Source organism: Xenophilus sp. (assembly GCF_044462705.1).
Classification (GTDB): Bacteria; Pseudomonadota; Gammaproteobacteria; order Burkholderiales; family Burkholderiaceae_C; genus Xenophilus; species Xenophilus azovorans.
Genome location: NZ_JBIQNC010000009.1, coordinates 36652 through 60375, shown reverse-complemented (window position 1 = coordinate 60375; position 23724 = coordinate 36652). Strand labels below are relative to the sequence as shown.

Here is a 23724-nt window from a genome sequence, read left to right as displayed (position 1 = left end):
CATCACCTGCGGCAGCGTGGACGACGGCAAGAGCACGCTGATCGGCCGCCTGCTGGTGGACAGCAAGTCGGTGCTGCAGGACCAGCTTGCCGGCGTGCAGCGCAGCGGCGAGACCGACCTGGCGCTGCTGACCGACGGCCTCTCGGCCGAGCGCGAGCAGGGCATCACCATCGACGTGGCGTACCGCTACTTCTCCACCGCGAAGCGCAAGTTCATCATCGGCGACGCGCCCGGCCACGAGCAATACACGCGCAACATGGTCACGGCCGCCTCCGGCGCCGATGCCGCCGTGGTGCTGGTCGACGCGACCAAGCTGCCCTGGGCGGCCGAGGTCGGCGACGGCGAGGTCGTGAAGAGCGAGCTGCTCGCGCAGACGCGCCGCCACATGCTGCTGGCGCACCTGCTGCGCGTGCAGTCCATCGTGGTGGCGGTGAACAAGCTGGACGCCATCGACGACGCCCAGCTCGCCTTCGAGCGCATCTCCGGCGCGCTGAACGAGTTCGCTGCCGCCGCCGGCGTGCGGATCGCGGCCATCGTGCCCATCTCGGCGCTCAAGGGCTGGAACGTCGCCGGCCGCCACCAGGACGGCAGCGCCGGCTGGGCCGGCTACGAGGGCCCCAGCCTGCTCGAGCTGCTGGAGGGCCTGCCGGTCACGGCGCAGGACGAATCCGTGCCCTTCGCCTTCCCGGTGCAGTGGGTCGAGAAGTTTTCGGGCTCGAACGACACCACGCAGGGCCGGCGCATCTTCTGGGGCCGCGTGGCCAGCGGCCACGTGGAGCCCGGCCAGCGCATCGCCATCCTGCCCGGCAACCAGCACGCCACCGTGGCGCGCGTGCTTACGCACACGCGGCAGGACCAGGCCGTGCACGCCGGCCACAGCGCCGGCATCGTGCTCGACCGCGAGGTGGACGTCTCGCGCGGCGACTGGCTGCTGGCGCCCGACGCCTTCGAGCCGCAGCGCGAGATCCGCGCCACCGTCGCCTGGCTGGACGACGAGCCGCTGGTGGCCGGCCGCGCCTACTGGGCGCTGCAGGGCCACCGCTGGGTCAAGGCCCGGGTCGCGCGCATCGCGCACCGGCTGAACATCACCACGCTGGAGGCCGAGGACGCCGCCGAACTGCCGCCCAACGCCATCGGCGAGGTGGTGCTCGCGCTGCAGCAGCCGCTGGCCGTGCGCCCCTTCGCCGAATCGCGCGCGCTGGGCTCGCTGGTGCTGGTGGACACCGCCTCGCACCGCACCTGCGCCGCCGTTCTTGTCCGCGCGCAGGGCGTGGGCAACGCCTCTGCATAAAATACCGGGTTTCCCCCGACCGCCTTCACCAGCCACAGCGCCATGACCCACGTCGTCTCCGAGAACTGCATCCGCTGCAAATACACCGACTGCGTCGACGTGTGCCCGGTGGACTGTTTCCGCGAGGGGCCCAACATGCTGGTGATCGACCCCGACGAGTGCATCGACTGCGCGGTCTGCATCCCCGAGTGCCCGGCCAACGCCATCTACGCCGAGGAAGACCTGCCGGCCGACCAGATCGCCTTCGTGCAGCTCAACGCCGAGCTGGCCCAGGCCGACGGCTGGAAGAGCATCACCAAGCGCAAGGCCGCGCTGCCCGACGCGGACGAGTGGAAGGACAAGCCGGGCAAGCTCGCGGAACTGATCAAGTAAGCCGCCCTTGTCCGAGCAGCCGGCTGCCCCGATCGAGACCGACGCGCTGATCATCGGTGCGGGTCCGGTCGGGCTGTTCCAGGCCTTCCAGTTCGGCCTGCTCGAAATCCCCTGCCGCATCGTCGACGCCCTGCCCCATGCGGGCGGCCAGTGCGTCGAGCTGTACGGCCACAAGCCCATCTACGACATCCCCGGCACGCCGGCCACCACCGGCCGCGGCCTGGCGGACGCCTTGCTCGAACAGCTCGCACCCTTCGGGGTGCCGATGCACCTGGGCGAACAGGTCGCCACGCTGGCGCGCGAGGCCGACGGTCGCTGGCGCGCCGGCACTTCGGCCGGCACCGCGTTCGTCGCGCGCACGGTGGTCATCGCGGCCGGCGTGGGCGCCTTCGTGCCGAAGAAGCTGGCGCTGGAAGGCGCGGAACGCTTCGAGGGCGCGCGCCTGTTCTACCACCCGGCCGACCTGGCCCGCTTCGCCGGCCAGGACGTGGTGGTGAGCGGCGGCGAGGACGCGGCGCTGGAAACGGCGCTGGCCCTCGCCGGCCTGGCGCGCAGCGTGACGCTGCTGCACCGGCGCGACGTGTTCCGCGCCGAGGAGGCGCTGCAGACGGCACTGCAGGAACGCGTCGCCGCCGGCGCCGTCCGCCTGGCCGTGGGCCAGCCGGCGGCTTTCGATGGCGAGATGCTGCGCATCGACACGCCGGAAGGCGGCGAGCAGTCGTTGGCGCTGGACGCGCTGGTCGTGTGTCAGGGCATCTCGCCGCGCATGGGCCCCATCGCCGACTGGGGGCTGGAGCTGCAGCGCAAGCAGATCCCGGTGGACACCGAACGCTTCCAGACGCGCGAGGCGGGCCTGTTCGCGGTGGGCGACATCAATACCTACCCGGGCAAGCGCAAGCTCATCGTCTGCGGCTTCCACGAGGCCACGCTGGCCGCCTGGGGCGTGGCCGACATCGTCACCGGCGGCAAGCCGCCGCCGCTGCAGTACACGACCACCAGCACCCGGCTGCACGAGCTGCTGGGCGTGGCCGGTGCCCGCCGGCGCGGCTAGCCGCGGGTCTCTTCCTCCTGCTGCGGCGGCAGCAGCGCAGGGTTCCACACGATCTCCCACAGGTAGCCGTCAGGGTCCGCGAAGTAGCCCGCGTAGCCGCCCCAGAAGGTCGGCGCCGCCTGCTTCACCAACCGCGCGCCCGCCTGCTGCGCCTGGGCCATGACGGCATCCACCTCCTCGCGGCTGCGGACGTTGTGGCCCAGCGAGATGGCCGGTGCGCCGGACTCGGGCAGCGCCACGCCGGCATCGTGCGCCAGCGAGCCGCGCGGCCACAGCGCCAGCCGCAGGCCCGATTCCAGCTCGATGAAGACGACGGCGCCGTGCTCGTATTCCTCGCCGATGACGCCCGGCGTCGGGAAGCCCAGCCCGTCGCGGTAGAAGGCGAGCGAGGCGTACAGGTCCCGCACGCCCAGCGTCAGCACGGTGATTCTCGGGGTCATGGCGGTGCCCGCTCCTTCCTGCGCATGCGGCGCCTAGAATACCGGTTCGCTAGGGGTGCTGGGCTGCGACTGCGGCCCGGCTGAGATCAAACCCTTTGAACCTGATTGAGGTCATCCTCGCGCAGGGAAGCCGGTCCGGCGGCAGCGGTCCTCCTCTCCAGGACGCCTTCAGTCCCGCCCCCGGACCTCAGCCCACCTGCCATCACTTTGCACTGGAGCAAATGCATGGCGCAAGCCCGACCCTCTTCCTCCGCCAACGAGGCGCTGACGCCGCTGCCCGCCGAGCGGCGCGTGTTCCGCTGGCACGACCACCTCTCGCTGTGGTTCAGCCTCGGCGTGGGCCTGCTCGTGATGCAGATCGGCGCCTACCTGGTGCCGGCGGTGGGCACGCGCGATGCGGTCATCGCGATCCTCGTCGGCTCCGCGGTGGGCGCGGGCCTGCTGGCCTGGACGGCGCGGCTGGGCTGCGAGACCGGCCTGGCCAGCGCCGGCCTGATGCATGCCACCTACGGCAGCGCCTTCGCGCGGCTGCCGGTGGTGCTGAACATCGTGCAACTGGTGGGCTGGACCACCTTCGAGCTGGTGGTGATGCGCGAGGGCACGCAGGCCATCGCGAAGCAGGCGCTGGGGCTCGACCTGGCCGGCAGCGGCGGCGTGCTGGCCGGCACGCTGCTGTGGGGCGCTGTGCTGCTGGCGCTGCTGTCGGGCTCGATGGTGACGCTGGTGCGCCGCTTCGTCGCCCGCTTCGGGCTGCCGCTGGTGGTGATCTCGCTGCTGTGGCTGACCTGGCAGTTCGGCGCGCAGCTCTCGGCCAAGGGCTTCGACGCCTTCTGGCAGCGGCCGGGCGACGGCAGCATGGGCCTGTTCAGCGCCATGGATCTGGTGATCGCGATGCCCGTGTCGTGGCTGCCGCTGGTGGCTGACTATGCGCGCCACGGCCGGCGCGCCGCGCCGGGCCGCCTGGGCGGCGCCTTCGGCGGCACCTGGGTCGGCTATGCGCTGGCCAACGTCTGGTGCTACGCGCTGGGCGTGATGGTCGCCAGCGTGGCCGAGCCGGGCACCTCGCTGGTCACGGCGCTGCTGCTGGCGCAGGGCGGGCTGATCGCGCTCGGCCTGATCCTCATCGACGAGCTGGACAACGCGTATGGCGACGTCTACTCGGGCTCGGTCTCGGTCCACAGCCTGGCGCCGCGCTGGAGCGTGCGCCGGTGGGGCCTGGCAATGGCGGCGCTGTGCATCGCGCTGGCGCTGGTGCTGCCCATGCACCAGCTGGAGCCCTTCCTGCTGATGCTCAGCTCGGTGTTCGTGCCGCTGTACGGCGTGATCCTGGGACGGCTGGGCGGGGGCGCCGCGGTGCAGGCCGGCGCGCGGCGGGTGGACTGGTCGGCCGCGCTGGTCTGGGTCGGCGGCATCGCGCTGTACCACGCCTGCGCCAAGTGGGCGCCGCAGTGGGGCTCGGCGCTGCCGACGCTGTTCGTGTGCTTCGTGCTCGCGCGCCTCACGCGCCCGGCGGCAGCGGGAGCCGCACCGCTGGCCGGGGCGCAAAGCCATGGTTGAGCGGGCCGTGGCCGCCGCCGGTGCGCACTTCGGCGCCGGCCTGCATCGCGCCGCGCACGTACTCGCGCGCCTGCGCCACGGCGTCGGGCAGCGCCAGCCCCAGCGCCAGCCCGCAGGCGATGGCCGAGGACAGCGTGCAGCCGGTGCCGTGCAGGTTGCGGCTGGCGATGCGCGGTGCGCTGAAGCGCCGCCGCGTGCCGTCGGAGGCGGCCAGCAGGTCCACCACGTCGTCGCCCGGCAGATGGCCGCCCTTGAGCAGCACCGCCGGCGCGCCCAGCGCGAGCAGTTCGTCCGCGGCGGCGTCCAGCGCCTCCGGGCCCGCGATGGGGTGGCCCACCAGCAGCGCCGCCTCGTCCAGGTTGGGCGTGATGACGGCGGCGCGCGGGAAGAGTTCGCGCACCATCACCTGCACCGTCTCCTCGGCGATCAGCCGGTCGCCGCTGGTGGCGACCATCACCGGGTCGAGCACGACCTGGCGCAGCCCGTAGTGCCGGATCGCCCAGGCCACCACCTCCACCACCTCGGGCGCGTGCAGCATGCCCAGCTTGACGGCATCGACCCCGATGTCCTCGATGACGGCCTGCAACTGCGCCTTCAGGAATTCCGCCGGCACCGCGTGGATGCCCGTCACGCCGCGCGTGTTCTGCGCGGTGAGCGCGGTGATGGCCGTCATGCCGTAGCAGCCCAGCGCCGCGAAGGTCTTCAGGTCGGCCTGGATGCCGGCGCCGCCGCCGCTGTCGGAGCCGGCGATGCTCAGCACGCGGGGATAGCGCAGCGTGCCTTCGGGGAGTGGCATGTTCGTCATGGCGGCGGAGTGTCGCAGAGGAGAAGCAGCCCACCCCCAGTCTCCGCGGACTTCGTTCCGCTTCGCCAACCCCCTCAAGGGGGCACATCCTGCGGCCTGGCCAAGCCAGTTCCGCGGATGTTCCCGCATGGCCTGCTCCGCGGCCTTTCGTACCGTCTTGGATCGTGCAACGCGGGCGAGGCTCAACGTCATGGGGCGCTGAAGTGAGTACCCTGCCCTTCGACCATGCCCACGTGCTCGGCGCCGGCCTGATGGGCCGCCTGCTGGCGCTGGCGCTGGCGCGCGCCGGCTGTGCCGTGGACGTGTACGAGGCCGGCGGCGCGGACGCCGAGGGCGCCGCCGCCCGCGTGGCCGCCGCCATGCTGGCACCGCTGGCCGAATCCGCCATCGCCCCCGAGTCGCTGGTGCGCATGGGCATGCATGCGCTGGAGCGCTGGCCGCAACTGCTTGCCGGCCTGCCTGCGCCCGTGTTCTTCCAGCGCGAGGGCACGCTCCTCGTCTGGCACCGCCAGGACGCGAACGAGGCCGCGCGCCTGGCCGCCACGCTGCAGCGCACGCAGGCCGCGGTGCCCGGGCTGCCGGCCATGCAGCGGCTGGACGGCCCGGCCCTGGCGGCGCTGGAGCCCGCACTGGCCGGCCGCTTCGCGCAGGGCTGGCTGCTGCCCGGCGAAGGCCAGCTCGACAACCGCGAACTGCTCGCTGCGCTGTTCGCCGGCCTGCAGGCGATGCCGAACGTGCGCCTGCACTGGCACAGCCCGCGCGCGCCGCAGGACTTCTCGCCCGCCGCGCACGAGCGCGTCGTCGATTGCCGCGGCCTGGGCGCCAAGCCGCAGTGGAGCGCGCTGCGCGGCGTGCGCGGCGAGGTGCTGCGCCTGCATGCGCCGGGCGTCGCGCTGCGCCGGCCCACGCGGCTGGCGCACCCGCGCTATCCGCTCTACATCGCGCCCAAGCCGGGCCACGTGTTCGTCGTCGGCGCCACCGAGATCGAGTCCGACGACCTTTCGCCCGCCAGCGTGCGCTCGACGATGGAACTGCTCAGCGCCGCGTACGCTGTGCACCCCGGCTTCGGCGAGGCGCGCATCCTCGAAGTGCTCACGCAGTGCCGCCCCACCCTGCCCGACAACCGGCCCGCGCTGCGCTGGCTGGCGCCGCGCATGCTGCAGGTCAACGGCCTGTACCGCCACGGCTTCATGATCTCTCCTGCCATGCTCGACGCGGCGATGCAGGTGCTGGCCGATCAGGGCGATGCCTTGGCGCGGCGCTTCGATCTCCCCATACTGGACACCCCATGAACATCCTGCTCAACGGCCAGCCGCGCGAGCTGGCCCCGCCTGCCACGCTGGCCGACGCCATCGCGCTGCTGGCGCCGCCGCCGCCCTATGCCGCGGCCGTCAACCGCGAATTCGTGCCCCGCTCCTCGCATGCCGGGCGCGAACTGCGCGAGGGCGACGAGGTCGAGGTGATCCGGCCCGTGACGGGAGGCTGACGAACATGAACGACACCACGTCCTCTCCCGCCGGCGACCCGCTGGTCCTGTACGGCCAGCGCTTCGACAGCCGCCTGCTGCTGGGCACCGCCCGCTATCCCTCGCCCGACGTGCTGGAGGCCGCGGTGCGGCGCGCCCGGCCCGCGATGCTCACCGCCTCGCTGCGCCGCCAGGGCGCCGCGCCCTCGGGCGCCGACGCCGGCCAGGACTTCTGGGCGCTGCTGCGGCGCCTGGACGTGCCGGTGCTGCCCAACACCGCCGGCTGCCACAGCGTGCAGGAGGCCGTCGCCACCGCGCAGATGGCGCGCGAGGTGTTCGACACGCCCTGGATCAAGCTGGAGCTGATCGGCGACGACTACACCCTGCAGCCCGACACGCTCAACCTGGTGGAGGCGGCGCGCCTGCTGATCGACGACGGCTTCCAGGTGCTGCCCTACTGCACCGAGGACCTGGTGCTGTGCCAGCGCCTGGTCGACGTCGGCTGCCAGGCCGTGATGCCCTGGGCCGCGCCCATCGGCACCGGCCGCGGCCCGGTCAACCCCTACGCGCTGCAGGCGCTGCGCGAGCGCCTTGCCGTGCCCATGCTGGTGGATGCCGGCCTCGGCCTGCCCTCGCACGCCTGCCAGGTGATGGAATGGGGCTACGACGGCGTGCTGCTCAACACCGCCGTCGCGCTGGCGCAGGACCCGGTCGCGATGGCCGGCGCCTTCGCCGATGCCGTGCGCGCCGGCCGCGCCGCCCGGCTCGCCGGCGCCATGTCCGCCAGCGATGCCGCCCAGCCCAGCACGCCGGTGCTCGGCACGCCCTTCTGGCACCATGCAGGCGCCCATGACTGAACACGACCCCACCACCATCGCCTCGGCGGTGCTCACCGCCCACCTGCCGCGCTTCGGCGCGCACCCGCCCAGCGTGCCGCAGGACTACACGCTGGCCGACCCCGTGTACCGCGGCGTCAAGCAGGCCTGCGTGCTGCTGGGCTTCATCGAGGCCGACGCGGAATGCGTCGCGCTGGCCTGGCACGCGCAGACGGAGCGCCTGGGCTTCTTCGACGCGCTGGCCTGGCCCGCCACGCCGGTGGACTTCGGCCTGCGCGAGTTCCCGCCGCAGGCGCGCGACGACGCCTTCCCGCCCTGCCCCGAGCGCCTGGGCCTGTACGCCGTGCTGCCCGATGCCGCCTGGGTCGGCCGCATGGCCCGCGCCGGCGTGCCCACCGTGCAGCTGCGCTTCAAGTCCACCGACGCCGCGGCGGTCCGCCACGAGGTGCGCGCGGCCGTGCAGGCCGTTCAGGGCACCGGTGCGCTGCTCTTCATCAACGACCACTGGCGCGAGGCGGTCGAGGCCGGCGCCTATGGCGTGCACCTCGGGCAGGAGGATCTCGACGCGCTGCACGAGGCCGACGTCGACACGCTGCGCGCTGCCGGCGCACGCCTGGGCGTGAGCACGCACGGCTACGCCGAGATGGTCCGCGCCGATGCGGTCAGCCCGAGCTACCTGGCGCTCGGCGCGGTGTTCCCCACCACCCTCAAGCAGATGGCGACCGCGCCGCAGGGCGTGGCGCGGCTGGGCGACTACGCCCGGCTGATGCACGGCTACCCCCTGGTGGCCATCGGCGGCATCGACGCCGCCAGCCTGCCGGCCGTGATGGCCACCGGCGTCGGCAGCGCGGCGGTGGTGCGTGCCATCGTCGCGGCAGACGACCCCGAAGCCGCCGCCCGGACGCTGATGGCGGACCTGGCCCGCCACGCACACCTGCCGGCGCCCTGAGCCGCCGCGGGCCGCGGCGACAATGCCGCGCGGGCGCCCCCGCCCAGCGCCCCTGCCCCGCCTGCATGACGACGACGCCCCACGCCCCCGCCGACGCCACCCTGCACCTGAAGTACCGGCCCGACATCGACGGCCTGCGCGCCATCGCCGTGCTGTCGGTGGTCGGCTTCCACGCCTTTCCGCAGTGGGTCAAGGGCGGCTTCATCGGCGTCGACATCTTCTTCGTCATCTCCGGCTACCTCATCACCACCATCCTGCTGGGCAACCTGTCCAGCCACGGCTTCAGCTACCGCGACTTCTATGCGCGGCGTATCAGGCGGCTCTTCCCTGCACTGCTGGCGGTGCTGGCGGCCACCTTCGCCTTCGGCTGGTACGCGCTGCTGGTCGACGAGTTCGGGCAACTGGGCAAGCACGTCGCCGCCGGCGCGGGCTTCGTCTCCAACCTCGCCTTCTGGAGCGAATCGGGCTACTTCGACACCGCCACCGAGAACAAGCCGCTGCTGCACCTGTGGTCGCTGGCAGTGGAGGAGCAGTTCTACATCGTGTGGCCGCTGCTGCTGGGCCTGGCCTGGCGCCGGCACTGGAACGTGCTGGCCACGCTGGGCGCCGTGGCGGCGCTGTCCTTCCTGCTCAACGTGGCGGGCGTGCATCCCTGGGCCAGCGCCACCTTCTACCTGCCGGCCTCGCGCTTCTGGGAGCTGGCCGCCGGCGGGCTGCTGGCCTACATGCGGCTGCACCGGCCGCGGCTGCTCTCGCGCGGCGACGACCTGCAGGCCATCGTCGGCCTGGTGCTGATCGGCGCCGGCCTCGCGCTGCTCGACAAAGACAAGGCCTTCCCCGGCTGGTGGGCCATCCTGCCGGTGTTCGGCGCCTTCTTCTGCATCGCCGCCGGCCCCGCGGCCTGGCTGAACCGCCGCGTGCTCGGCTCGCGCCTGATGGTGTGGTTCGGGCTCATCAGCTATCCGCTCTACCTCTGGCACTGGCCGCTGCTGGCCTATGCACGCGTGCTCGAAGGCGGCATGCCCACGCGCAACGTGCGCATCGCCTGCGTGATCGCGGCCGTCGCCCTGGCCTGGGCCACCTGGAAGTGGGTGGAGCAGCCGCTGCGCCACAGCCGCCGCACGGGCGTGGTGCGCAATCTCTCCATCGCCATGGCCGTGCTGTTCGTGCTGGGCCTGCTCGCCTGGGCGCAGCGCCTGCCGCCGCGGCTGAGCGATCCGTACCTGAGCCACGTCGCCGCGGCCACCACCGACTGGGCCTATCCGGACGGCTTGGCGCACACCACCCTGGGCAAGCGGCCCGCCTACACCATCGGCACCGGCCCCAAGCGCGTGCTGCTGTTCGGCGACAGCCACATCGAGCAATACGGACCGCGCGCGGTCGAGATCGCCCGCGACGGCGGTCCCGCCGCGCTGAACACCCTGCTCTTCGCGACCAAGGGCGGCTGCCCGCCGATCCCCAACGTGTTCGAGGACCGGAACGTCGACTGCGACGCCTGGCGCAGCGACATCATCGACTACATCCACGCCACCAGGCCCGATGCCGTCATCATCGGCGGCTGCTGGAACTGCTACTTCATCAAACAGGCCGTGGCGAACCCCGACGGCAACTACGACGAGGGCTACTACTACCGCGACCGCCTCGCCGGCGACCGCAAGTACGCCTTCCGCGGCGGCGGCGGCGTGGAATGGGCGATCAAGTCGCTGGAGTACATCCTCAAGGACCTGTCGCTGCACACACGCGTGTACTTCCTGCTCGACAACCCCATCGGCGACGCCTTCGAGCCCAAGCACCTCATCACCTACGACCGCCTCGGCGCCTGGAGCGTGCAGCGCGTCAGCCCGCGCGTGCCGCTGCCGGGCGACCAGCAGTTCGTCGATGCGCGCCTGCGCGAGCTGGCCGTGCGCAGCGGCGCCACGCTGATCGACCCGCTGCCGACGCTGTGCCCCGATGGCCAGTGCATCCGCACCACCGGGGACGGAACCCCCGTCTACAAGGACTCCGATCACCTGCGCGCCGACTACGCGCGCCAGCACGCAACCTACCTGGACGCGGTGCTCAAGGCAGCGCCTTGAACATCGCCGCAACAAATCGACGCGACCTTGAGAGAAGCGCGAAAAACACGCTATACTCGTGGGCTCATTCCCCGATAGCTCAGTCGGTAGAGCGCCGGACTGTTAATCCGTAGGTCCCTGGTTCGAGCCCAGGTCGGGGAGCCAAACAAACCCTCGTGGTTCTTGAATGCCTCGTCATCTTTTCGATGGCGGGGCATTTTCCTTTTCAGGCGCTCGCCGGCAGCCTAGCGCCGCGACGAAGGCGGCAGCGGCGCCCGCAGGGTCTGCGTGGTGGTATCGATGGCTTCCCGCATGGCCCGGTCCTGCGGTGACTCGCCGGACCAGCCGAAGATCACCCAGAGGCACGCCGCCAGGGCGGCAAGGCCGACGGCCAGGATCAAGGAGAACGAAAGCACGTTGCACGCTCCGAAGGTCGATGCGGTAGAACGATCCAAGGAGCGCGAGTCTGCAATGGGCGCCGGGCCCTCGCGCGGCAGGCCGCCGTCTAGCTCGAACGCTGCTGGCGGCAGACGTTGTCGCCGGTGGTCGTCAATTGCAGCGAGCCGCCCAGCCACTCCAGCCAGGACAGCGTCACCAGGTCCTCGATGTCGGCCTCGGCGATTTCGCTGGCGCGCCTGCGATGGAGCAGGTCGGCGATGTGGGGAAGCTCAACGCGAAGCGCGTCCTGCCTGGACTTGGAGATGGACACGCTGTTCATGCTGGTCTTTCGTGCTGTCTGACCGGCCAGGGTACCACTCGACGCGCCGCACCGCAGCGGCGAAGGGGTGCCCGAAGGGCGGACAACGTGAAATCGCCTACACTTGGGCTTATTGGCCGCAGCGTGCTCGTTGCTGCGGCCCTTGTTTGACACCACCCGGCACCTGCTGCCGCACGGATCGTCGCCAGTCGCACCACACCTGCGCAAGGCTGATCGTCATCCTCCGCTCCTGACGAGCTTCACACCGGCCCGCCACCTCCCCTTTCGGGCGGTCCACCCCCTTCTCTTCTTTCATCGCTGCGCCGCAGCCTCACGGCTTGCCGCAGCCCACCGCTTGCACCGCGCAAGCCCTGCCAGTACATGAACCAACCGACCGCCCACGCAGTGGGCAAGTACCTCGTCACACCGATGACGAAGCTCACCGAGACCGGCCAGTACGCCGCTTCGGTCTCCATCCGCCGCGGCATGCACGACCGCGTGTTCCGGCTCATCCCCTGTTTCGACAGCGCAGCGCGCGCCGCACGCTACGCCCTTACTCAAGGCCGGCATTTCGTGCTGACCAACCAACTGGCTTGAGCACGCCTCTCGCCCAACCACCGAAGGAGTCTCTTGGCCAAGGAAGAACTGATTGAAATGCAGGGGCGCGTCGAGGAAGTGCTGCCCGACTCGCGCTTTCGCGTGACGCTGGACAACGGCCACACGCTCATCTGCTACTCGGGCGGCAAGATGCGCAAGCACCGCATCCGCGTGCTGGCGGGCGACCGGGTCTCGCTCGAGATGTCGCCCTACGACCTCAACAAGGGACGGCTGACCTTCCGGCACCTCGAGCCTCGCTCGCAGGGCGGAGCCCCCGCCGGAGCCCGGCGCCCTGCGCGATAGGCGCCACCGCAACCGCCTCCCCTGCCCTTCGCGGCCTGCGGACCGCACACATCACTCACATTCACTCGAAAGAACATCATGGAAAACAAACTCTACGTCGGCAATCTCTCCTACTCGATGCGCGACGACTCGCTGCGCCAGCACTTCTCGGCCTTCGGCCAAGTCTCCTCGGCCAAGGTCATGATGGAGCGCGACTCGGGGCGCTCCAAGGGCTTCGGCTTCGTGGAGATGGGCTCCTCCGCCGAAGCGCAAGCCGCCATCCAGGGCCTGAACGGCAAGGAAGTGGACGGCCGCGCCCTGACGGTCAACGTCGCGCGCCCCATGGAGCCGCGCTCGGGCGGCGGCTTCGGCGGCGGTGACCGCCGTGGCGGCGGCTATCGCCAACGCGCCTACTGAGCACCAGCCGAACGACCGGCTCGCAGCGTCGAGCCGCCGTCGGACAGGGCCGCGCCGGCATCGTGCCGCGCGGCCTTTTTTTCGCTCATGCGCCGGAGCCCGCGCCTTCGCGGATGATCGGGCCTCGGCAACGAAACCAGCAGGAGACCGCATGGCGCAGCCACCGCAACGACAGGCACCGACGACCATTCTCATCACCGGCGGCGGCCGCGGCATCGGCGCCGCGACGGCGCGGCTGTGCGCCGCCGCCGGCCACGACGTCGCTTTCACCTACAGCGCCCAGCACGATGCCGCGCAGGCGCTGGTGGCGCAGATCGAGGCGCTGGGCCGGCGCGCCTGGGCGGTGCAGGCCGATGTGGCGGACCCCGAGGCGGCGCAGCGCGTGGTCGACGGCATCCCGGCCGGCTTCGGCTCCCTCGCCGGCCTGGTCAACAACGCCGGCATCACCGGGCCGCTGGGGTCCTTCGCCGACACCACCATCGACACGATGCGCCGCGTGCTGGACGTCAACGTGCTGGGCACGATGGCGATGAGCCAGTGCGTGCTGCGGCGCTGGCTGGCCGAAGGCACGGCGGGCAGCATCGTCAATGTCTCGTCCATCGCGGCCACGCTGGGCGCCGCGGGCGAGTACGTGCACTACGCCGCGTCGAAGGCGGCGGTCGAGGGGTTCACGATCGGCCTGGCGCGCGAGGTGGCGGCCAAGGGCATCCGCGTGAACGCCGTGTCTCCCGGCACCGCGCTGACCGACATCCATGCCGCCGCGGGCGAGCCCGGCCGGCCCCAGCGCGTGGCCGCCCGCATCCCGATGCAGCGGCCGGCCGAGGCGCAGGAGATCGCGGAAGCGATCGCATGGCTGCTGTCGGAGCGCGCCTCGTACGTGACGGGCACCGTGCTGAAGGTCGCGGGCGGCCTGTGAGCCGGGCGGAGCTCAGGCGTGCTGGCCCGACCCGCGGGGAAAGCGCTGGATCATCTGCCAGCCCAGCGGCGTGATGGCCGTCACCGTGGCCGGCGGCTGGTGATGGCCGTTGAGCGTCCGCACCGGCTTGGGGATGTCGGCGCGCACATGCCCGGCCAGCGCCAGCATGCGCACTGCATCGACGTCATCGCCCTCCGTCACGGCAATGGGCAGCGTCTGCAGGGCGAGTCGATGAAGCAGTTCCAACGGCATGGCTCGGAGTATTCTGCCGCGCATGCATGGCTGCACGCACGCGGCGGCCGAATCCGGTAATTTTCATCGGCCGGCCGGGCTGCGCGCATGCCCTTCAGCCCAGCCGCACCGGCACGAAGATGCGGTTGTCGCCGCGCTGGATCAGCAGGGCCACCGACTTGTCGGCCTTGGCGACGGCCTCGCGCACCTGCTCGACGCTCCTGGCCGGCGTGCCGTTGATGGCCAGCAGCACGTCGCCCGGCTGCACGCCCGCCATGGCGGACGGCCCGCGCGCATCCTCGACGACGAGGCCGGCCTCGGCGGCGATCTCTCGCTTTTCCTGCGGCTGCAGCGGCCGCAGCGCCAGGCCCAGCCGGCCCTTGCCCGTCGCCTTGTCGGCTTCGGCGACCTGGGCCTTGTCGCCGGCGTTGCCCAGGCTGGCCGTCAACTGCTCGGGACGGCCCTGGCGCCAGATGTCGATGCGCACCTTCTGCCCCGGCGCGAGCTGGCCGATCAGCGCCGGCAGGTCGCCCGAGGCGGTGATGGGCTGCCCATCCACCTTGAGGATCACGTCGCCGGTGCGCAAGCCCGCCTGGTCGGCCGGCCCGCCCTTCTGCACGTTCGACACCAGCGCGCCCTCGGGCTTGTCGAGCTTGAAGGAGTCGGCGAAGGCCTGGTTCACCTCCTGGATGGTCACGCCCAGCTTCGCATGGCTGGCATGGCCGGTGGCGACGATCTGCTCCTTGACCCGCGTGGCCAGGTCGATCGGGATGGCGAACGAGACGCCCTGGTAGCCGCCACTGCGGCTGTAGATCTGCGAGTTGATGCCCACCACCTCGCCGCGCGCATTGAACAGCGGGCCGCCCGAGTTGCCGGGGTTGATGGCGACGTCGGTCTGGATGAAGGGCGTGTAGCTGTCGTCGGGCAGCGAGCGGCCCTTGGCGCTCACCACGCCGACCGTCACGCTGTTCTCGAAGCCGAAGGGCGAGCCGATGGCCAGCACCCATTCGCCGACCTTGAGGTCCTTCGGGTTGCCCAGCGGCACCGTGGGCAGGTTCTTCGCGTCGATCTTGAGCACGGCCACGTCGGTCTTCGGGTCCGCGCCCAGCACCTTGGCCTGGAACTCGCGCCGGTCGGTGAGCTTGACGGTCACCTCCTTCGCGTCCTTGACCACGTGCGCGTTGGTGAGGATCACGCCGTCGGGGCTGACGATGAAGCCCGAGCCCTGCGCATGCGTGGGCATCGGCCGTTGCGGCCCGCGCTGCATGCCCGGCATGCCGAACTGGCGGAAGAACTCGTAGAAGGGATCGTCGGGCGAGAGGCCCTGCGGGCCGTCATCCTCCAGCGCCGTCTTGGTGGTGCCGGTGACGCTGATGTTGACCACGGCCGGGCCGTTGCGCGCGGTGATGACCGAGAAGTCCGGCGCGGCGACGGGCGCGACCATCGGAGCGGCTGTCGCGGTGCCCGTCGCGGCGGGCGGCGTGGCGAGCGCGTTCGCGCTGGTGTAGGCACCAGTCGCGGCCGCGCCCAGGAGGGCGGCGGCTGCCAGGGCCACGGCAAGGCGCTTGGGGGTGTCGATGCGGGTGTTCATGGCGACGTCCTTTCTTCTTCACGAGGCAATGAGCCGAAGCTCGATGCGACGGAATATCGGGCGGGTCGCTTAGGCCCGCCTTAAGCGCCGCGATCAGCGGGCAGGAAAACGCACCGCCACCCGCAAGCCGCCCAGGCGCGGCGAGGTCCCCAGCGCCAGTTGTGCGCCGTGCAGTTGCGCCACCGAATGCACGATGGCCAGGCCCAGCCCGCTGCCCTGCACCGTCGCCTGCGTCTGGCCGGTGCGATAGAAGCGGTCGAGCACGCGCTCGCGCTCGGCCTCGGGCAGGCCGGCACCGGAGTCGTCCACGCACAGCGTCACGCCCTCGCCGTCGGCCGCGATCTCCACGTCGACCCGGCCGCCCTCGGGCGCGTACTTGACCGCGTTGTCCAGCAGGTTGCGCAGCATGATGCGCAGCGCGTCCGGGTGGCCCTGCACGATGGCGGGCCCGGTCGGCGGTGTGCCCAGCCCCAGGTCGATGTCGCGCGCCTGCGCGGCGGGCACGGCGTCACCGATGGCCGAGCGCGCCAGTTCGAGCAGGTCCACCGGCTGGGCGGGCACGCCCGCGGCGGCATTCGCCTCCTGGCGGGCCAGGGCCAGCAGCTGCTCGACCAGCCGGGTGGCGCGGTCGATGCCGGCGGCCAGCCGCTGCGTGGCGACGGTGCGGGCTTCGCCTTCGGGCGCGCGCTGCAGGCCCTGCACCTGCAGCTTGAGCGCCGCCAGCGGCGAGCGCAGTTCGTGCGCCGCGTCGGCCACGAAGTGCTTCTGCGCCTCGAAGGCATGCTGCAGCCGGCCGAACAGCAGGTTCAGCTCGTGCACCAGCGGGCGCACCTCCTCGGGCAGGTCCGCCTCGCTCAGCGGCGAGAGGTCGTCCGCCTGGCGCGAGGCCACCTGGCCGCGCACCCGCGCCACCGGCGCCAGCGAGGCGCTCACGACCCACCACACCACCAGCATCAGCAGCGGCGCCATGAGCGCCACCGGCGCCACCGTGCGCAGCGCCAGCGCGCCGGCCATGTGGCGGCGCGCCGCCATGTCCTGCGCCACCTGGATCACCAGCCCGCGCGACTGCAGCGAGAACACGCGGTAGGTGGTGCCGCGCGCGCCCACGTCGGAAAAGCCCAGCACCGCCCGCTGCGGCAGCGCCGCCTGCTCCGCGGACTCGAAGATGCGCACGCCGTCGGCGGTCCACACCTGCACCACGAACTCGAAGTTCTGCTCCGTCGGCCCCAGCCCGCTGACCGCCGCGCTCGGCGGCAGGCCGGCGCGCAGCGACAGCGCCATCTGCTGCATGTGGTAGTCGAAGATCTGGTCCGCCTCGTGCAGCACCGTGCGGTAGGTGGCGAAAGCCTGCACGCCGCCGGCCAGCACGATCGCCGCCAGCAGGAACCACAGCAGCCGTGCGCGCAGCGACCTCATTCGCCGCCGCTCCAGCGGACGCGCGTCGCCGGCCCGTGGCCGTCGCCCCTGCATCGAAAGGCCGCGGAGCAAGCCATGCGGGAGCGCCCGCGGAACTGGCTCTGCCAGGCCGCTGGGCGAGCCCCCCTCTGGAGGGGGTTGGCGGAGCGCGAAGCGCGCAGACTGGGGGTCGTCATTCTTTCGGCACCGTGTAGCCGACGCCGCGCACGGTGCGGATCAGGTCGGCGCCCAGCTTGCGGCGCAGGCCGTGCACGTACACCTCCACCGCGTTGCTGCTGATCTCGTCCTTCCAGCCGTAGAGCTTCTCCTCGAGCTGGGCGCGCGAGAGCACGATGCCGGGCCGGGCGATCAGCGGCTCCAGCACCGCCCATTCGCGCGCCGACAGCACCACCGGCCTGCCGTCCACCGCCGCCTCGCGGGTCGCGGGGTTCAGGCTCACGCCGCGGTGCTCGAACACCGGCTCGGCCCGCCCGGCGGCGCGGCGCAGCAGCGCGCGGATGCGGGCCAGCAGCTCGTCCAGGTCGTAGGGCTTGAGCACGTAGTCGTCGGCGCCGGCGTCCAGCCCCTGCACGCGCTGCTCGACCGAGTCGCGCGCCGTGGCGATCAGCACCGGCATGCGCTGCTTGCGCGCGCGCAGGGCGCGCAGCACGTCCAGGCCGTCCATCCGGGGCACGCCCAGGTCCAGCAGCACCAGGTCGTAGTCCTGCGTGCGCAGCGCCGTGTCGGCCATCTCGCCGTCCTTGACCCAGTCGACGGCGTAGTGCTCGGCGCGCAGCAGATCGAGCACGGTCTCGCCGATCATCAGGTCGTCTTCGAGCAGCAGCAGGCGCATGGCGTTCGGAGGAAGGAAAGCGGGGTTCGAGATGGAATGCGGCGCCGGAGTTCGCGCGCCCGTTCAGAGGATCGCACGCACCTCCCGCGCCGCCTCGAAGAGCAGCGGCAGCAGCGCATTCTGCAGCGCCGCCGCGTCGCGGCCGGCATCGGAGAGCACCACGTTCAGCGCCGCCACCGTGCGCCCGCGCATGTCGCGCAGCGGCACGGCCAGGGCGCGCACCGCCAGTTCGTGCTCCTCGGCGGCGAAGGCCCAGTCCTGCCGGCGCACCTGCGCCAGCCGCTGGCGCAGCGCCCGCGCCTGCGTCAGGGTGTGGGGCGTCAGCCGCGGCAGCGTGCGGCCCTGCAGCCAGACCCGCAGCTCGGCCGGCGGCAGGCCGGCCAGCAGCACCTGTCCGGTGGACGTGGCGTGCGCCGGCAGCCGCGCGCCCAGGTGCAGGCCGTAGGCCAGCACGCGGTTGGGCGCGCCCAGCGCGCCGCTGCGCGCCACGATGACGACCTCCTCGCCATCGAGCACCACGGCCGAGAAGGACTCGCCCGTCTGCGCCGCCAGCCGGTTGAGCGTGGGCTGCAGCGCCCGCGGCAGCCGCGACGACGCCAGGTAGCTGCCCGAGAAGCGCAGCACCTTGGGCGACATCCAGTAGTAGCTGCCGTCCGTCTCCAGGTAGCCCAGGTGGGCCAGCGTCAGCAGGTGGCGGCGCGCCGCCGCACGGGTGATGCCGGCGCGCGCGGCCGCCAGCGTGGCGTTCAGGCGCTGGCGTTCGGTGTCGAAGCTCTCCAGCACCGCCATGCCCTTGGCGATGCCCTCGATGAAGTCGGCCTTGGCGATGGTCATGGAAAGCGGCAGCTCGGGTGCGGCATTTGCGCGATCATCGCGCAGCGGGTCGCATGATCGCACAGCAGTGCAGGCCGAGGACTGCCGCCGCGCGCCCGGCCTGCCTACGCTCGGCCATCCCCTTTTCGCACCCTTGGAGACACACGCCATGCGCACCCAGATCGCCATCATCGGCGCCGGCCCCTCCGGCCTGCTGCTCGGACAACTGCTGCACCAGGCCGGCATCGACAACGTCGTCGTGGAGCGCCAGACCGGCGACTACGTGCTCGGCCGCATCCGTGCCGGCGTGCTGGAGCAGGTGACGATGGACCTGCTGGCACGTGCCGGCGTGGACGCGCGCGCCAAGGCCGAGGGCCTGCCGCACCACGGCATCGAGCTGCTGTTCCAGGGCGCGCGCCACCGCATCGACCTGCACGGCCTCTCGGGCGGCAAGCAGGTGACGGTGTACGGCCAGACCGAAGTCACGCGCGACCTGATGGAGGCGCGCACCGCCGCCGGCCTGACCACCGTCTACGGCGCCGCCAACGTCAGCCTGCACGACTTCGACGGCAGCGCGCCCCGCGTGCGCTACGAGAAGGACGGCGCCACGCACGAGATCGAGTGCGACTTCATCGCCGGCTGCGACGGCTACCACGGCGTCAGCCGCGCCAGCGTGCCGGCGCAGGCCATCCACCTGCACGAGAAGGTCTACCCCTTCGGCTGGCTGGGCGTGCTGGCCGACGTGCCGCCCGTGTCCGACGAGCTGATCTACTGCAACACGCAGCGCGGCTTCGCCCTGTGCAGCATGCGCAGCCACACGCGCAGCCGCTACTACGTGCAGGTGCCGCTGGAGGAGCGGGTCGAGAACTGGAGCGATGAGGCCTTCTGGAACGAGCTGCGCGCCCGCCTGGACCCCGAGGCGCGCGAGCGCCTGGTCACCGGCCCCTCGCTGGAGAAGAGCATCGCGCCGCTGCGCAGCTTCGTGGCCGAGCCGATGCGCTTCGGCCGCCTGTTCCTGGCCGGCGACGCGGCGCACATCGTGCCGCCGACCGGCGCCAAGGGCCTGAACCTCGCCGCGGGCGACGTCGGCTACCTCTCGGAAGCCTTCATCCGCCACTATGCCGAGCGCAGCACCGCCGCGCTGGACCGCTATTCCGAGCTGTGCCTGCGCCGGGTGTGGAAGGCGGAGCGCTTCTCGTGGTGGTTCACCTCGCTGATGCACCGCTTCCCGGCCGAGGGTGAGTTCGGCCAGAAGATCCAGGAAGCCGAGCTGGACTACCTGGTCCACTCGAAGGCGGCCTCCACCTCCCTGGCCGAGAACTACGTGGGCCTGCCGATGGAATCGTTCTGAGCGCGGCTCGGCCGAGAATGGGCGCTCCCCTCCACGCCCATCCCGACCGATCTTGCAGCCCCGCCACCGCCCCCTGACCTGGCTCGAACCCGGCGCACCCTTCCCGCCGGTGGCCGCCGCCTGGGCGGAGGGCGATCCGGTGCCCGGCCTGCTGGCCGGCGGCGGCGCGCTGGACGTCGACACGCTGCTGGACGCCTACCGGCACGGCATCTTCCCCTGGTTCGGCGACGAGCAGCCCATCCTGTGGTGGAGCCCCGACCCGCGCATGGTGCTGCCGGTGGCCGGGTTCCGCCTGCACCGCTCGCTGCGCAAGGCGCTGCAGGCCTTCCGCGCCGACGCGGCGCGCTGCGAGATCCGCGTGGACCACGGCTTCGCCGCCGTCATCGCCGCCTGCGCCGAGGCGCCGCGCGCCGGCCAGTCGGGCACCTGGATCGTGCCCGAGATGCAGGCGGCCTACCTCGCCCTGCACCGGGCCGGCCACGCCCACAGCGTCGAGACCTGGATCGACGGCGAGCTGGCCGGCGGCCTGTACTGCGTCGGCATCGGGCGGATGGTGTTCGGCGAGTCGATGTTCGCCCGCCGCACCGACGCCTCGAAGATCGCCCTGGCGGCGCTGGTGTGCCTGTGCCGACGGCACGGCGTCGAGGCGATCGACTGCCAGCAGAACACCCGCCACCTGGCCAGCCTGGGCGCGTGCGAATGGCCGCGCGAGCGCTTCGTCGCCCACGTGGAACGGGCCACCGCGCTGCCCCCGCCGCCGTCATGGCGCTTCGAATCCCTATACTGGAACGAACTCCTGCCGCCAGCCCTCGTGCCGTGACGCATCTCAAGGATCTTCCGCTCCAGACGCTGCAGTTCTACGCCACGGCGCCCTACCCGTGCAGCTACCTGCCGGCGCGCCAGGCCCGCTCGCAGGTGGCCACGCCCAGCCACCAGATCAACAACGACGTCTATTCCGACCTGGTGACGGGAGGCTTCCGCCGCAGCGGCATGTTCACCTACCGGCCTTACTGCGACGGCTGCCGCGCCTGCGTGCCGCTGCGCGTGCTGGCCGACCGCTTCCAACCCACCCGCAGCCAGCGCCGCGCCTGGAAGCGGCACGCCGGCCTGCAGGTGCGCGTGCTGCGCCTGTGCTTCGTGCCGGAGCACTACCAGCTCTACCTGCGCTACCAGAACGGCCGCCACGCCGGCGGCGGCATGGACCACGACAGCATCGACCAGTACACCCAGTTCCTGCTGCAAAGCCGCGTCAACTCGCGGCTGGTGGAGTTCCGCGAGACGCGGCCCGACGGCAGCCCCGGCGCGCTGAAGATGGTGTCGATCCTGGACGTGCTCAACGACGGCATCTCGGCCGTCTACACCTTCTACGAGCCCGAGCCCGGCACCGCCTACGGCACCTATGGCGTGCTGTGGCAGATCGCCCAGGCGCGCGAGCTGCGGCTGCCGCACGTCTACCTGGGCTACTGGATCGCCGAGAGCGACAAGATGGCCTACAAGGCGCGCTTCGAGCCGCACGAGGTGCTGGTCGGCGGCCGCTGGCAGTCACCCGCCGGCGACAGGATCTGATTTCACGTAATAAAATGGCAGGCGTTGCCGAACGCCCTGCCCTCATGAGAAAAGCCCAAGCCGACGCCCCCGCCACCCCGGTCATCCAGGTCATCGAGCGCATGTTCGCGCTGATCGACGTGCTGGCCTCGCGCGAGGAGGCGATCTCGCTCAAGGAGATCAGCGAGAAGACCGGGCTGCACCCTTCCACCACCCACCGCATCCTCAACGACCTGGCGGTCGGCCGCTTCGTCGACCGGCCCGAGGCCGGCAGCTATCGGCTGGGCATGCGGCTGCTGGAGCTGGGCAACCTGGTCAAGGCGCGGCTGAACGTGCGCGACGCGGCGCTCGGCCCGATGCGCGAGCTGCACCGGCTGACGCAGCAGCCCGTCAACCTGAGCGTGCGCCAGGGCGACGAGATCGTCTACGTGGAGCGCGCCTACAGCGAGCGCTCGGGCATGCAGGTGGTGCGCGCCATCGGCGGCCGCGCGCCGCTGCACCTCACCTCCACCGGCAAGCTCTTCCTGGCCGCCGAGGACCCGCAGCGCGTGCGCACCTACGCCACCCGCACCGGGCTGGCCGGCCATACGCGCAACAGCATCACCCAGTTGCCGGTGCTGGAGCGCGAGCTCTCCCGCGCCCGCCAGTACGGCATCGCCCGCGACAACGAGGAACTGGAACTGGGCGTGCGTTGCATGGCCGCCGGCATCTACGACGACCAGGGCAAGCTGGTGGCGGGGCTGTCGATCTCGGCCCCGGCGGACCGGCTGGACGACGGCTGGCTGCCCAAGCTGCAGGCCACCGCCAACGACATCTCGGCGGCGCTGGGGTACACCGGCGCCGCGCCGGGCGACGGGGCTGCCGCATCGGCATGAAGAATGGCCCCTCGGCCAACCGCTTCGCGCTTGCCCGATCCCCCGAGGGCATGCTTTTTCATCTTGGGGCGGCCCGGCGATGAAAAAGGGGCCTTCAGGCCCCTTTTTTCTTCTCGTTGCAGGATCAGCGCCTGCCGCCCTCAACTCGCCGCCTGCGCGCTCAACGCATGGAAGTGGGTGGACTCCACCCAGCGGCGCACGCGTTCCGCATCAGCGATCCGGCTGAACTTGCCGGCCGAATCCAGGAACACCATGATGATCTTGCGCCCGGCCACTTTGGCCTGCATCACCAGGCACTGGCCCGCCTCGGAGATGTAGCCCGTCTTCTGCAGGCCGATGTCCCAGTCGGGGCTGCGCACCAGCCGGTTGGTGGTGTTGAACTGCAGCACGCGGTTGCCGATCTCGACCTGGTGCTCCGGCGAGGTCGTCAGTTCGCGCAGCAGCGCGTCGCTGGACGCCGCGCTCACCAGGGTGGCCAAGTCCTGCGCCGTCGACTGGTTGCGCGGCGACAGGCCGGTGGGCTCGACGTAGCGGGTGTCGTGCATACCCAGCATGCGCGCCTTGGCGTTCATCACGCTCACGAAGGTGCTCATGCCGCCGGGATAGGTGCGGCCCAGCGCATGCGCGGCGCGGTTCTCGCTGGACATCAGCGCCAGGTGCAGCAGTTCGCCGCGCGAGAGCGTCGAGCCCACGCGCAGGCGCGAACTGCTGCCCTTTTCCGTGTCGACGTCGTCCTGCGTGATGGTGACGAGCTCGTCCATCGGCAGGCGCGCCTCGCTGATGAGCAGGCCCGTCATCAGCTTGGTCAGCGAGGCGATGGGCAGCACCGCATGGTCGTTCTTGCTGAACAGCACCTCGCGCGTGTCCTGGTCGATCACCAGGGCAGCGCTGGAGCGCAGATCGAGCGGATCGTCGGTGTTCTGCAGCCCGGCCATCTGGCCGAAGGACAGCCGCGGCGGCGGCACGTCGGCCACCCGCACCACGGAACGGCGCTGCACCGCCACCACCGTCTTGCCGCCCTTCTTGCGCACCGTCGCCACCACGTTGCGGCCGCCGCGCACCACGCGGTCGGCCGACGCCGTGCGCTTGGAGGACGCAGCCTTCCTGGCGCTCTTGCTCTTGGATTGGGAGGCAGCCGCCGCCTTCGATTTGCCGCTGGCGCTCGCCACGGCCTTCTTCGCACTGGCGGCCGGTTTCTTGGCCGCAGCCTTGGCGGCATGCGCGCCCGGCAGCAGGAAGGCCGAGGCGCACAGCGCGATGGCGAACAGGCGCAGAGCGCCGGTCAGACGCCGGGAGAAGGCTCGAGGCGTAACCAAAGGTACGGGGGCTTCGGGCATCAAT

27 protein-coding genes, 1 tRNA gene and 1 riboswitch are annotated in these 23724 nt (G+C 71.6%); of the genes, 18 read left to right on the top strand and 10 right to left on the bottom strand.

Going from position 1 to position 23724, the window contains the following annotated elements; genetic code table 11:
• Position 1: 1 nt before the first annotated feature.
• Genes ACIY1X_RS03530 through ACIY1X_RS03520 form a run of 3 tightly spaced genes read left to right on the top strand, consistent with a single transcriptional unit; the run spans position 2 to position 2714 of the window.
• Positions 2–1291, top strand: coding sequence for a sulfate adenylyltransferase subunit 1 (locus ACIY1X_RS03530; RefSeq protein ID WP_399678035.1), 1290 nt, complete (start codon positions 2–4; stop codon positions 1289–1291).
• A gap of 42 nt (positions 1292–1333) precedes the next feature.
• Positions 1334–1663, top strand: a complete 330-nt coding sequence (gene fdxA, locus ACIY1X_RS03525) for a ferredoxin FdxA (protein ID WP_399678033.1) — start codon at positions 1334–1336, stop codon at positions 1661–1663.
• Positions 1664–1670: 7 nt separating this feature from the next.
• Positions 1671–2714, top strand: a complete 1044-nt coding sequence (locus ACIY1X_RS03520; RefSeq protein WP_399678031.1) for an NAD(P)/FAD-dependent oxidoreductase — start codon at positions 1671–1673, stop codon at positions 2712–2714.
• Here ACIY1X_RS03520 and ACIY1X_RS03515 read toward each other — a convergent pair.
• Complete coding sequence (locus ACIY1X_RS03515) at positions 2711–3154, bottom strand: VOC family protein (RefSeq protein ID WP_399678029.1); 444 nt, start codon at positions 3152–3154, stop codon at positions 2711–2713. The genes ACIY1X_RS03520 and ACIY1X_RS03515 overlap by 4 nt on opposite strands.
• Before the next feature lie 41 nt (positions 3155–3195).
• A riboswitch (TPP riboswitch) is annotated at positions 3196–3299 on the top strand.
• Between the two features lie 80 nt (positions 3300–3379).
• Here ACIY1X_RS03515 and ACIY1X_RS03510 point away from each other — a divergent pair.
• Positions 3380–4711, top strand: coding sequence for a purine-cytosine permease family protein (locus ACIY1X_RS03510; protein WP_399678028.1), 1332 nt, complete (start codon positions 3380–3382; stop codon positions 4709–4711).
• Here ACIY1X_RS03510 and thiD read toward each other — a convergent pair.
• Positions 4653–5507, bottom strand: coding sequence for a bifunctional hydroxymethylpyrimidine kinase/phosphomethylpyrimidine kinase (gene thiD, locus ACIY1X_RS03505; RefSeq protein WP_399678027.1), 855 nt, complete (start codon positions 5505–5507; stop codon positions 4653–4655). The genes ACIY1X_RS03510 and thiD overlap by 59 nt on opposite strands.
• A gap of 212 nt (positions 5508–5719) precedes the next feature.
• Between thiD and ACIY1X_RS03500 the strand changes: the two genes are divergently transcribed.
• The 6 genes from ACIY1X_RS03500 (at position 5720) to ACIY1X_RS03475 (ending at position 10985) form a co-directional block, all read left to right on the top strand.
• Positions 5720–6808, top strand: a complete 1089-nt coding sequence (locus ACIY1X_RS03500; RefSeq protein WP_399678025.1) for an FAD-dependent oxidoreductase — start codon at positions 5720–5722, stop codon at positions 6806–6808.
• Complete coding sequence (gene thiS / locus ACIY1X_RS03495; RefSeq protein WP_399678023.1) at positions 6805–7002, top strand: sulfur carrier protein ThiS; 198 nt, start codon at positions 6805–6807, stop codon at positions 7000–7002. The genes ACIY1X_RS03500 and thiS overlap by 4 nt, the downstream gene beginning before the upstream one ends.
• Before the next feature lie 5 nt (positions 7003–7007).
• Complete coding sequence (locus ACIY1X_RS03490) at positions 7008–7838, top strand: thiazole synthase (RefSeq protein ID WP_399678022.1); 831 nt, start codon at positions 7008–7010, stop codon at positions 7836–7838.
• Positions 7831–8766: a thiamine phosphate synthase gene (locus ACIY1X_RS03485; protein WP_399678020.1), complete on the top strand. Its 936-nt coding sequence runs from the start codon at positions 7831–7833 to the stop codon at positions 8764–8766. Before ACIY1X_RS03490 ends, ACIY1X_RS03485 begins: the two co-directional genes overlap by 8 nt.
• A 65-nt stretch (positions 8767–8831) precedes the next feature.
• Positions 8832–10841 (top strand): acyltransferase family protein, encoded by a 2010-nt coding sequence (locus tag ACIY1X_RS03480; protein ID WP_399678019.1) that lies wholly within the window; start codon positions 8832–8834, stop codon positions 10839–10841.
• Between the two features lie 68 nt (positions 10842–10909).
• Positions 10910–10985: transfer RNA gene (locus ACIY1X_RS03475), tRNA-Asn, on the top strand.
• Positions 10986–11065: 80 nt separating this feature from the next.
• On the opposite strand, the gene ACIY1X_RS03470 is transcribed toward ACIY1X_RS03475, so the two are convergent.
• Together ACIY1X_RS03470 and ACIY1X_RS03465 are read right to left on the bottom strand one after the other, a co-directional pair.
• Entirely contained in the window at positions 11066–11236 is a 171-nt protein-coding gene (locus tag ACIY1X_RS03470) for a hypothetical protein (protein WP_399678018.1), read from the bottom strand.
• Positions 11237–11325: 89 nt separating this feature from the next.
• A complete protein-coding gene (locus ACIY1X_RS03465; protein ID WP_399678016.1) occupies positions 11326–11538 on the bottom strand; it encodes a hypothetical protein in 213 nt (70 codons plus the stop codon).
• Positions 11539–11898: 360 nt separating this feature from the next.
• On the opposite strand from ACIY1X_RS03465, the gene ACIY1X_RS03460 reads away from it, so the two are divergent.
• The 4 genes from ACIY1X_RS03460 (at position 11899) to ACIY1X_RS03445 (ending at position 13729) form a co-directional block, all read left to right on the top strand.
• Entirely contained in the window at positions 11899–12114 is a 216-nt protein-coding gene (locus ACIY1X_RS03460; RefSeq protein WP_038215932.1) for a hypothetical protein, read from the top strand.
• A 33-nt stretch (positions 12115–12147) separates the two neighbouring features.
• Complete coding sequence (gene infA / locus ACIY1X_RS03455; protein WP_038215929.1) at positions 12148–12417, top strand: translation initiation factor IF-1; 270 nt, start codon at positions 12148–12150, stop codon at positions 12415–12417.
• Positions 12418–12495: 78 nt separating this feature from the next.
• Positions 12496–12813 carry an RNA recognition motif domain-containing protein gene (locus ACIY1X_RS03450; protein WP_399678014.1) on the top strand — a complete coding sequence of 106 codons (318 nt, stop codon included), beginning with the start codon at positions 12496–12498 and terminating at the stop codon, positions 12811–12813.
• A 151-nt stretch (positions 12814–12964) separates the two neighbouring features.
• A complete protein-coding gene (locus ACIY1X_RS03445) occupies positions 12965–13729 on the top strand; it encodes an SDR family NAD(P)-dependent oxidoreductase (protein WP_399678012.1) in 765 nt (254 codons plus the stop codon).
• Positions 13730–13741: 12 nt separating this feature from the next.
• On the opposite strand, the gene ACIY1X_RS03440 is transcribed toward ACIY1X_RS03445, so the two are convergent.
• From ACIY1X_RS03440 to ACIY1X_RS03420, 5 genes are all read right to left on the bottom strand, one after another.
• On the bottom strand, positions 13742–13981 hold the full coding sequence (locus ACIY1X_RS03440; RefSeq protein ID WP_157008367.1) for a hypothetical protein: 240 nt from the start codon (positions 13979–13981) through the stop codon (positions 13742–13744).
• Between the two features lie 94 nt (positions 13982–14075).
• The gene (locus tag ACIY1X_RS03435; protein WP_399678010.1) at positions 14076–15551 is read right to left on the bottom strand and encodes a DegQ family serine endoprotease; all 1476 of its coding nucleotides are present in this window, start codon (positions 15549–15551) and stop codon (positions 14076–14078) included.
• 93 nt (positions 15552–15644) lie between these two features.
• Positions 15645–16967 carry an ATP-binding protein gene (locus ACIY1X_RS03430; RefSeq protein WP_399678008.1) on the bottom strand — a complete coding sequence of 441 codons (1323 nt, stop codon included), beginning with the start codon at positions 16965–16967 and terminating at the stop codon, positions 15645–15647.
• A 172-nt stretch (positions 16968–17139) separates the two neighbouring features.
• Positions 17140–17799, bottom strand: a complete 660-nt coding sequence (locus ACIY1X_RS03425) for a response regulator transcription factor (RefSeq protein ID WP_038215916.1) — start codon at positions 17797–17799, stop codon at positions 17140–17142.
• Positions 17800–17862: 63 nt separating this feature from the next.
• Entirely contained in the window at positions 17863–18633 is a 771-nt protein-coding gene (locus tag ACIY1X_RS03420) for an IclR family transcriptional regulator C-terminal domain-containing protein (protein WP_399678006.1), read from the bottom strand.
• 148 nt (positions 18634–18781) lie between these two features.
• Between ACIY1X_RS03420 and pobA the strand changes: the two genes are divergently transcribed.
• The 4 genes from pobA to ACIY1X_RS03400 are packed head-to-tail and all read left to right on the top strand — an operon-like array spanning position 18782 to position 22383.
• Positions 18782–19963 (top strand): 4-hydroxybenzoate 3-monooxygenase, encoded by a 1182-nt coding sequence (gene pobA, locus ACIY1X_RS03415; protein ID WP_038215913.1) that lies wholly within the window; start codon positions 18782–18784, stop codon positions 19961–19963.
• A gap of 52 nt (positions 19964–20015) precedes the next feature.
• Positions 20016–20783 (top strand): leucyl/phenylalanyl-tRNA--protein transferase, encoded by a 768-nt coding sequence (gene aat, locus ACIY1X_RS03410; protein WP_399678004.1) that lies wholly within the window; start codon positions 20016–20018, stop codon positions 20781–20783.
• A complete protein-coding gene (locus ACIY1X_RS03405) occupies positions 20780–21529 on the top strand; it encodes an arginyltransferase (protein ID WP_399678002.1) in 750 nt (249 codons plus the stop codon). The genes aat and ACIY1X_RS03405 overlap by 4 nt, the downstream gene beginning before the upstream one ends.
• Before the next feature lie 44 nt (positions 21530–21573).
• On the top strand, positions 21574–22383 hold the full coding sequence (locus ACIY1X_RS03400) for an IclR family transcriptional regulator (protein ID WP_399678001.1): 810 nt from the start codon (positions 21574–21576) through the stop codon (positions 22381–22383).
• A gap of 140 nt (positions 22384–22523) precedes the next feature.
• Here the strand turns inward: ACIY1X_RS03400 and pbpG are convergent, their stop codons facing one another.
• Complete coding sequence (gene pbpG / locus ACIY1X_RS03395) at positions 22524–23720, bottom strand: D-alanyl-D-alanine endopeptidase (protein ID WP_399678000.1); 1197 nt, start codon at positions 23718–23720, stop codon at positions 22524–22526.
• Between the last annotated feature and the right edge of the window lie 4 nt (positions 23721–23724).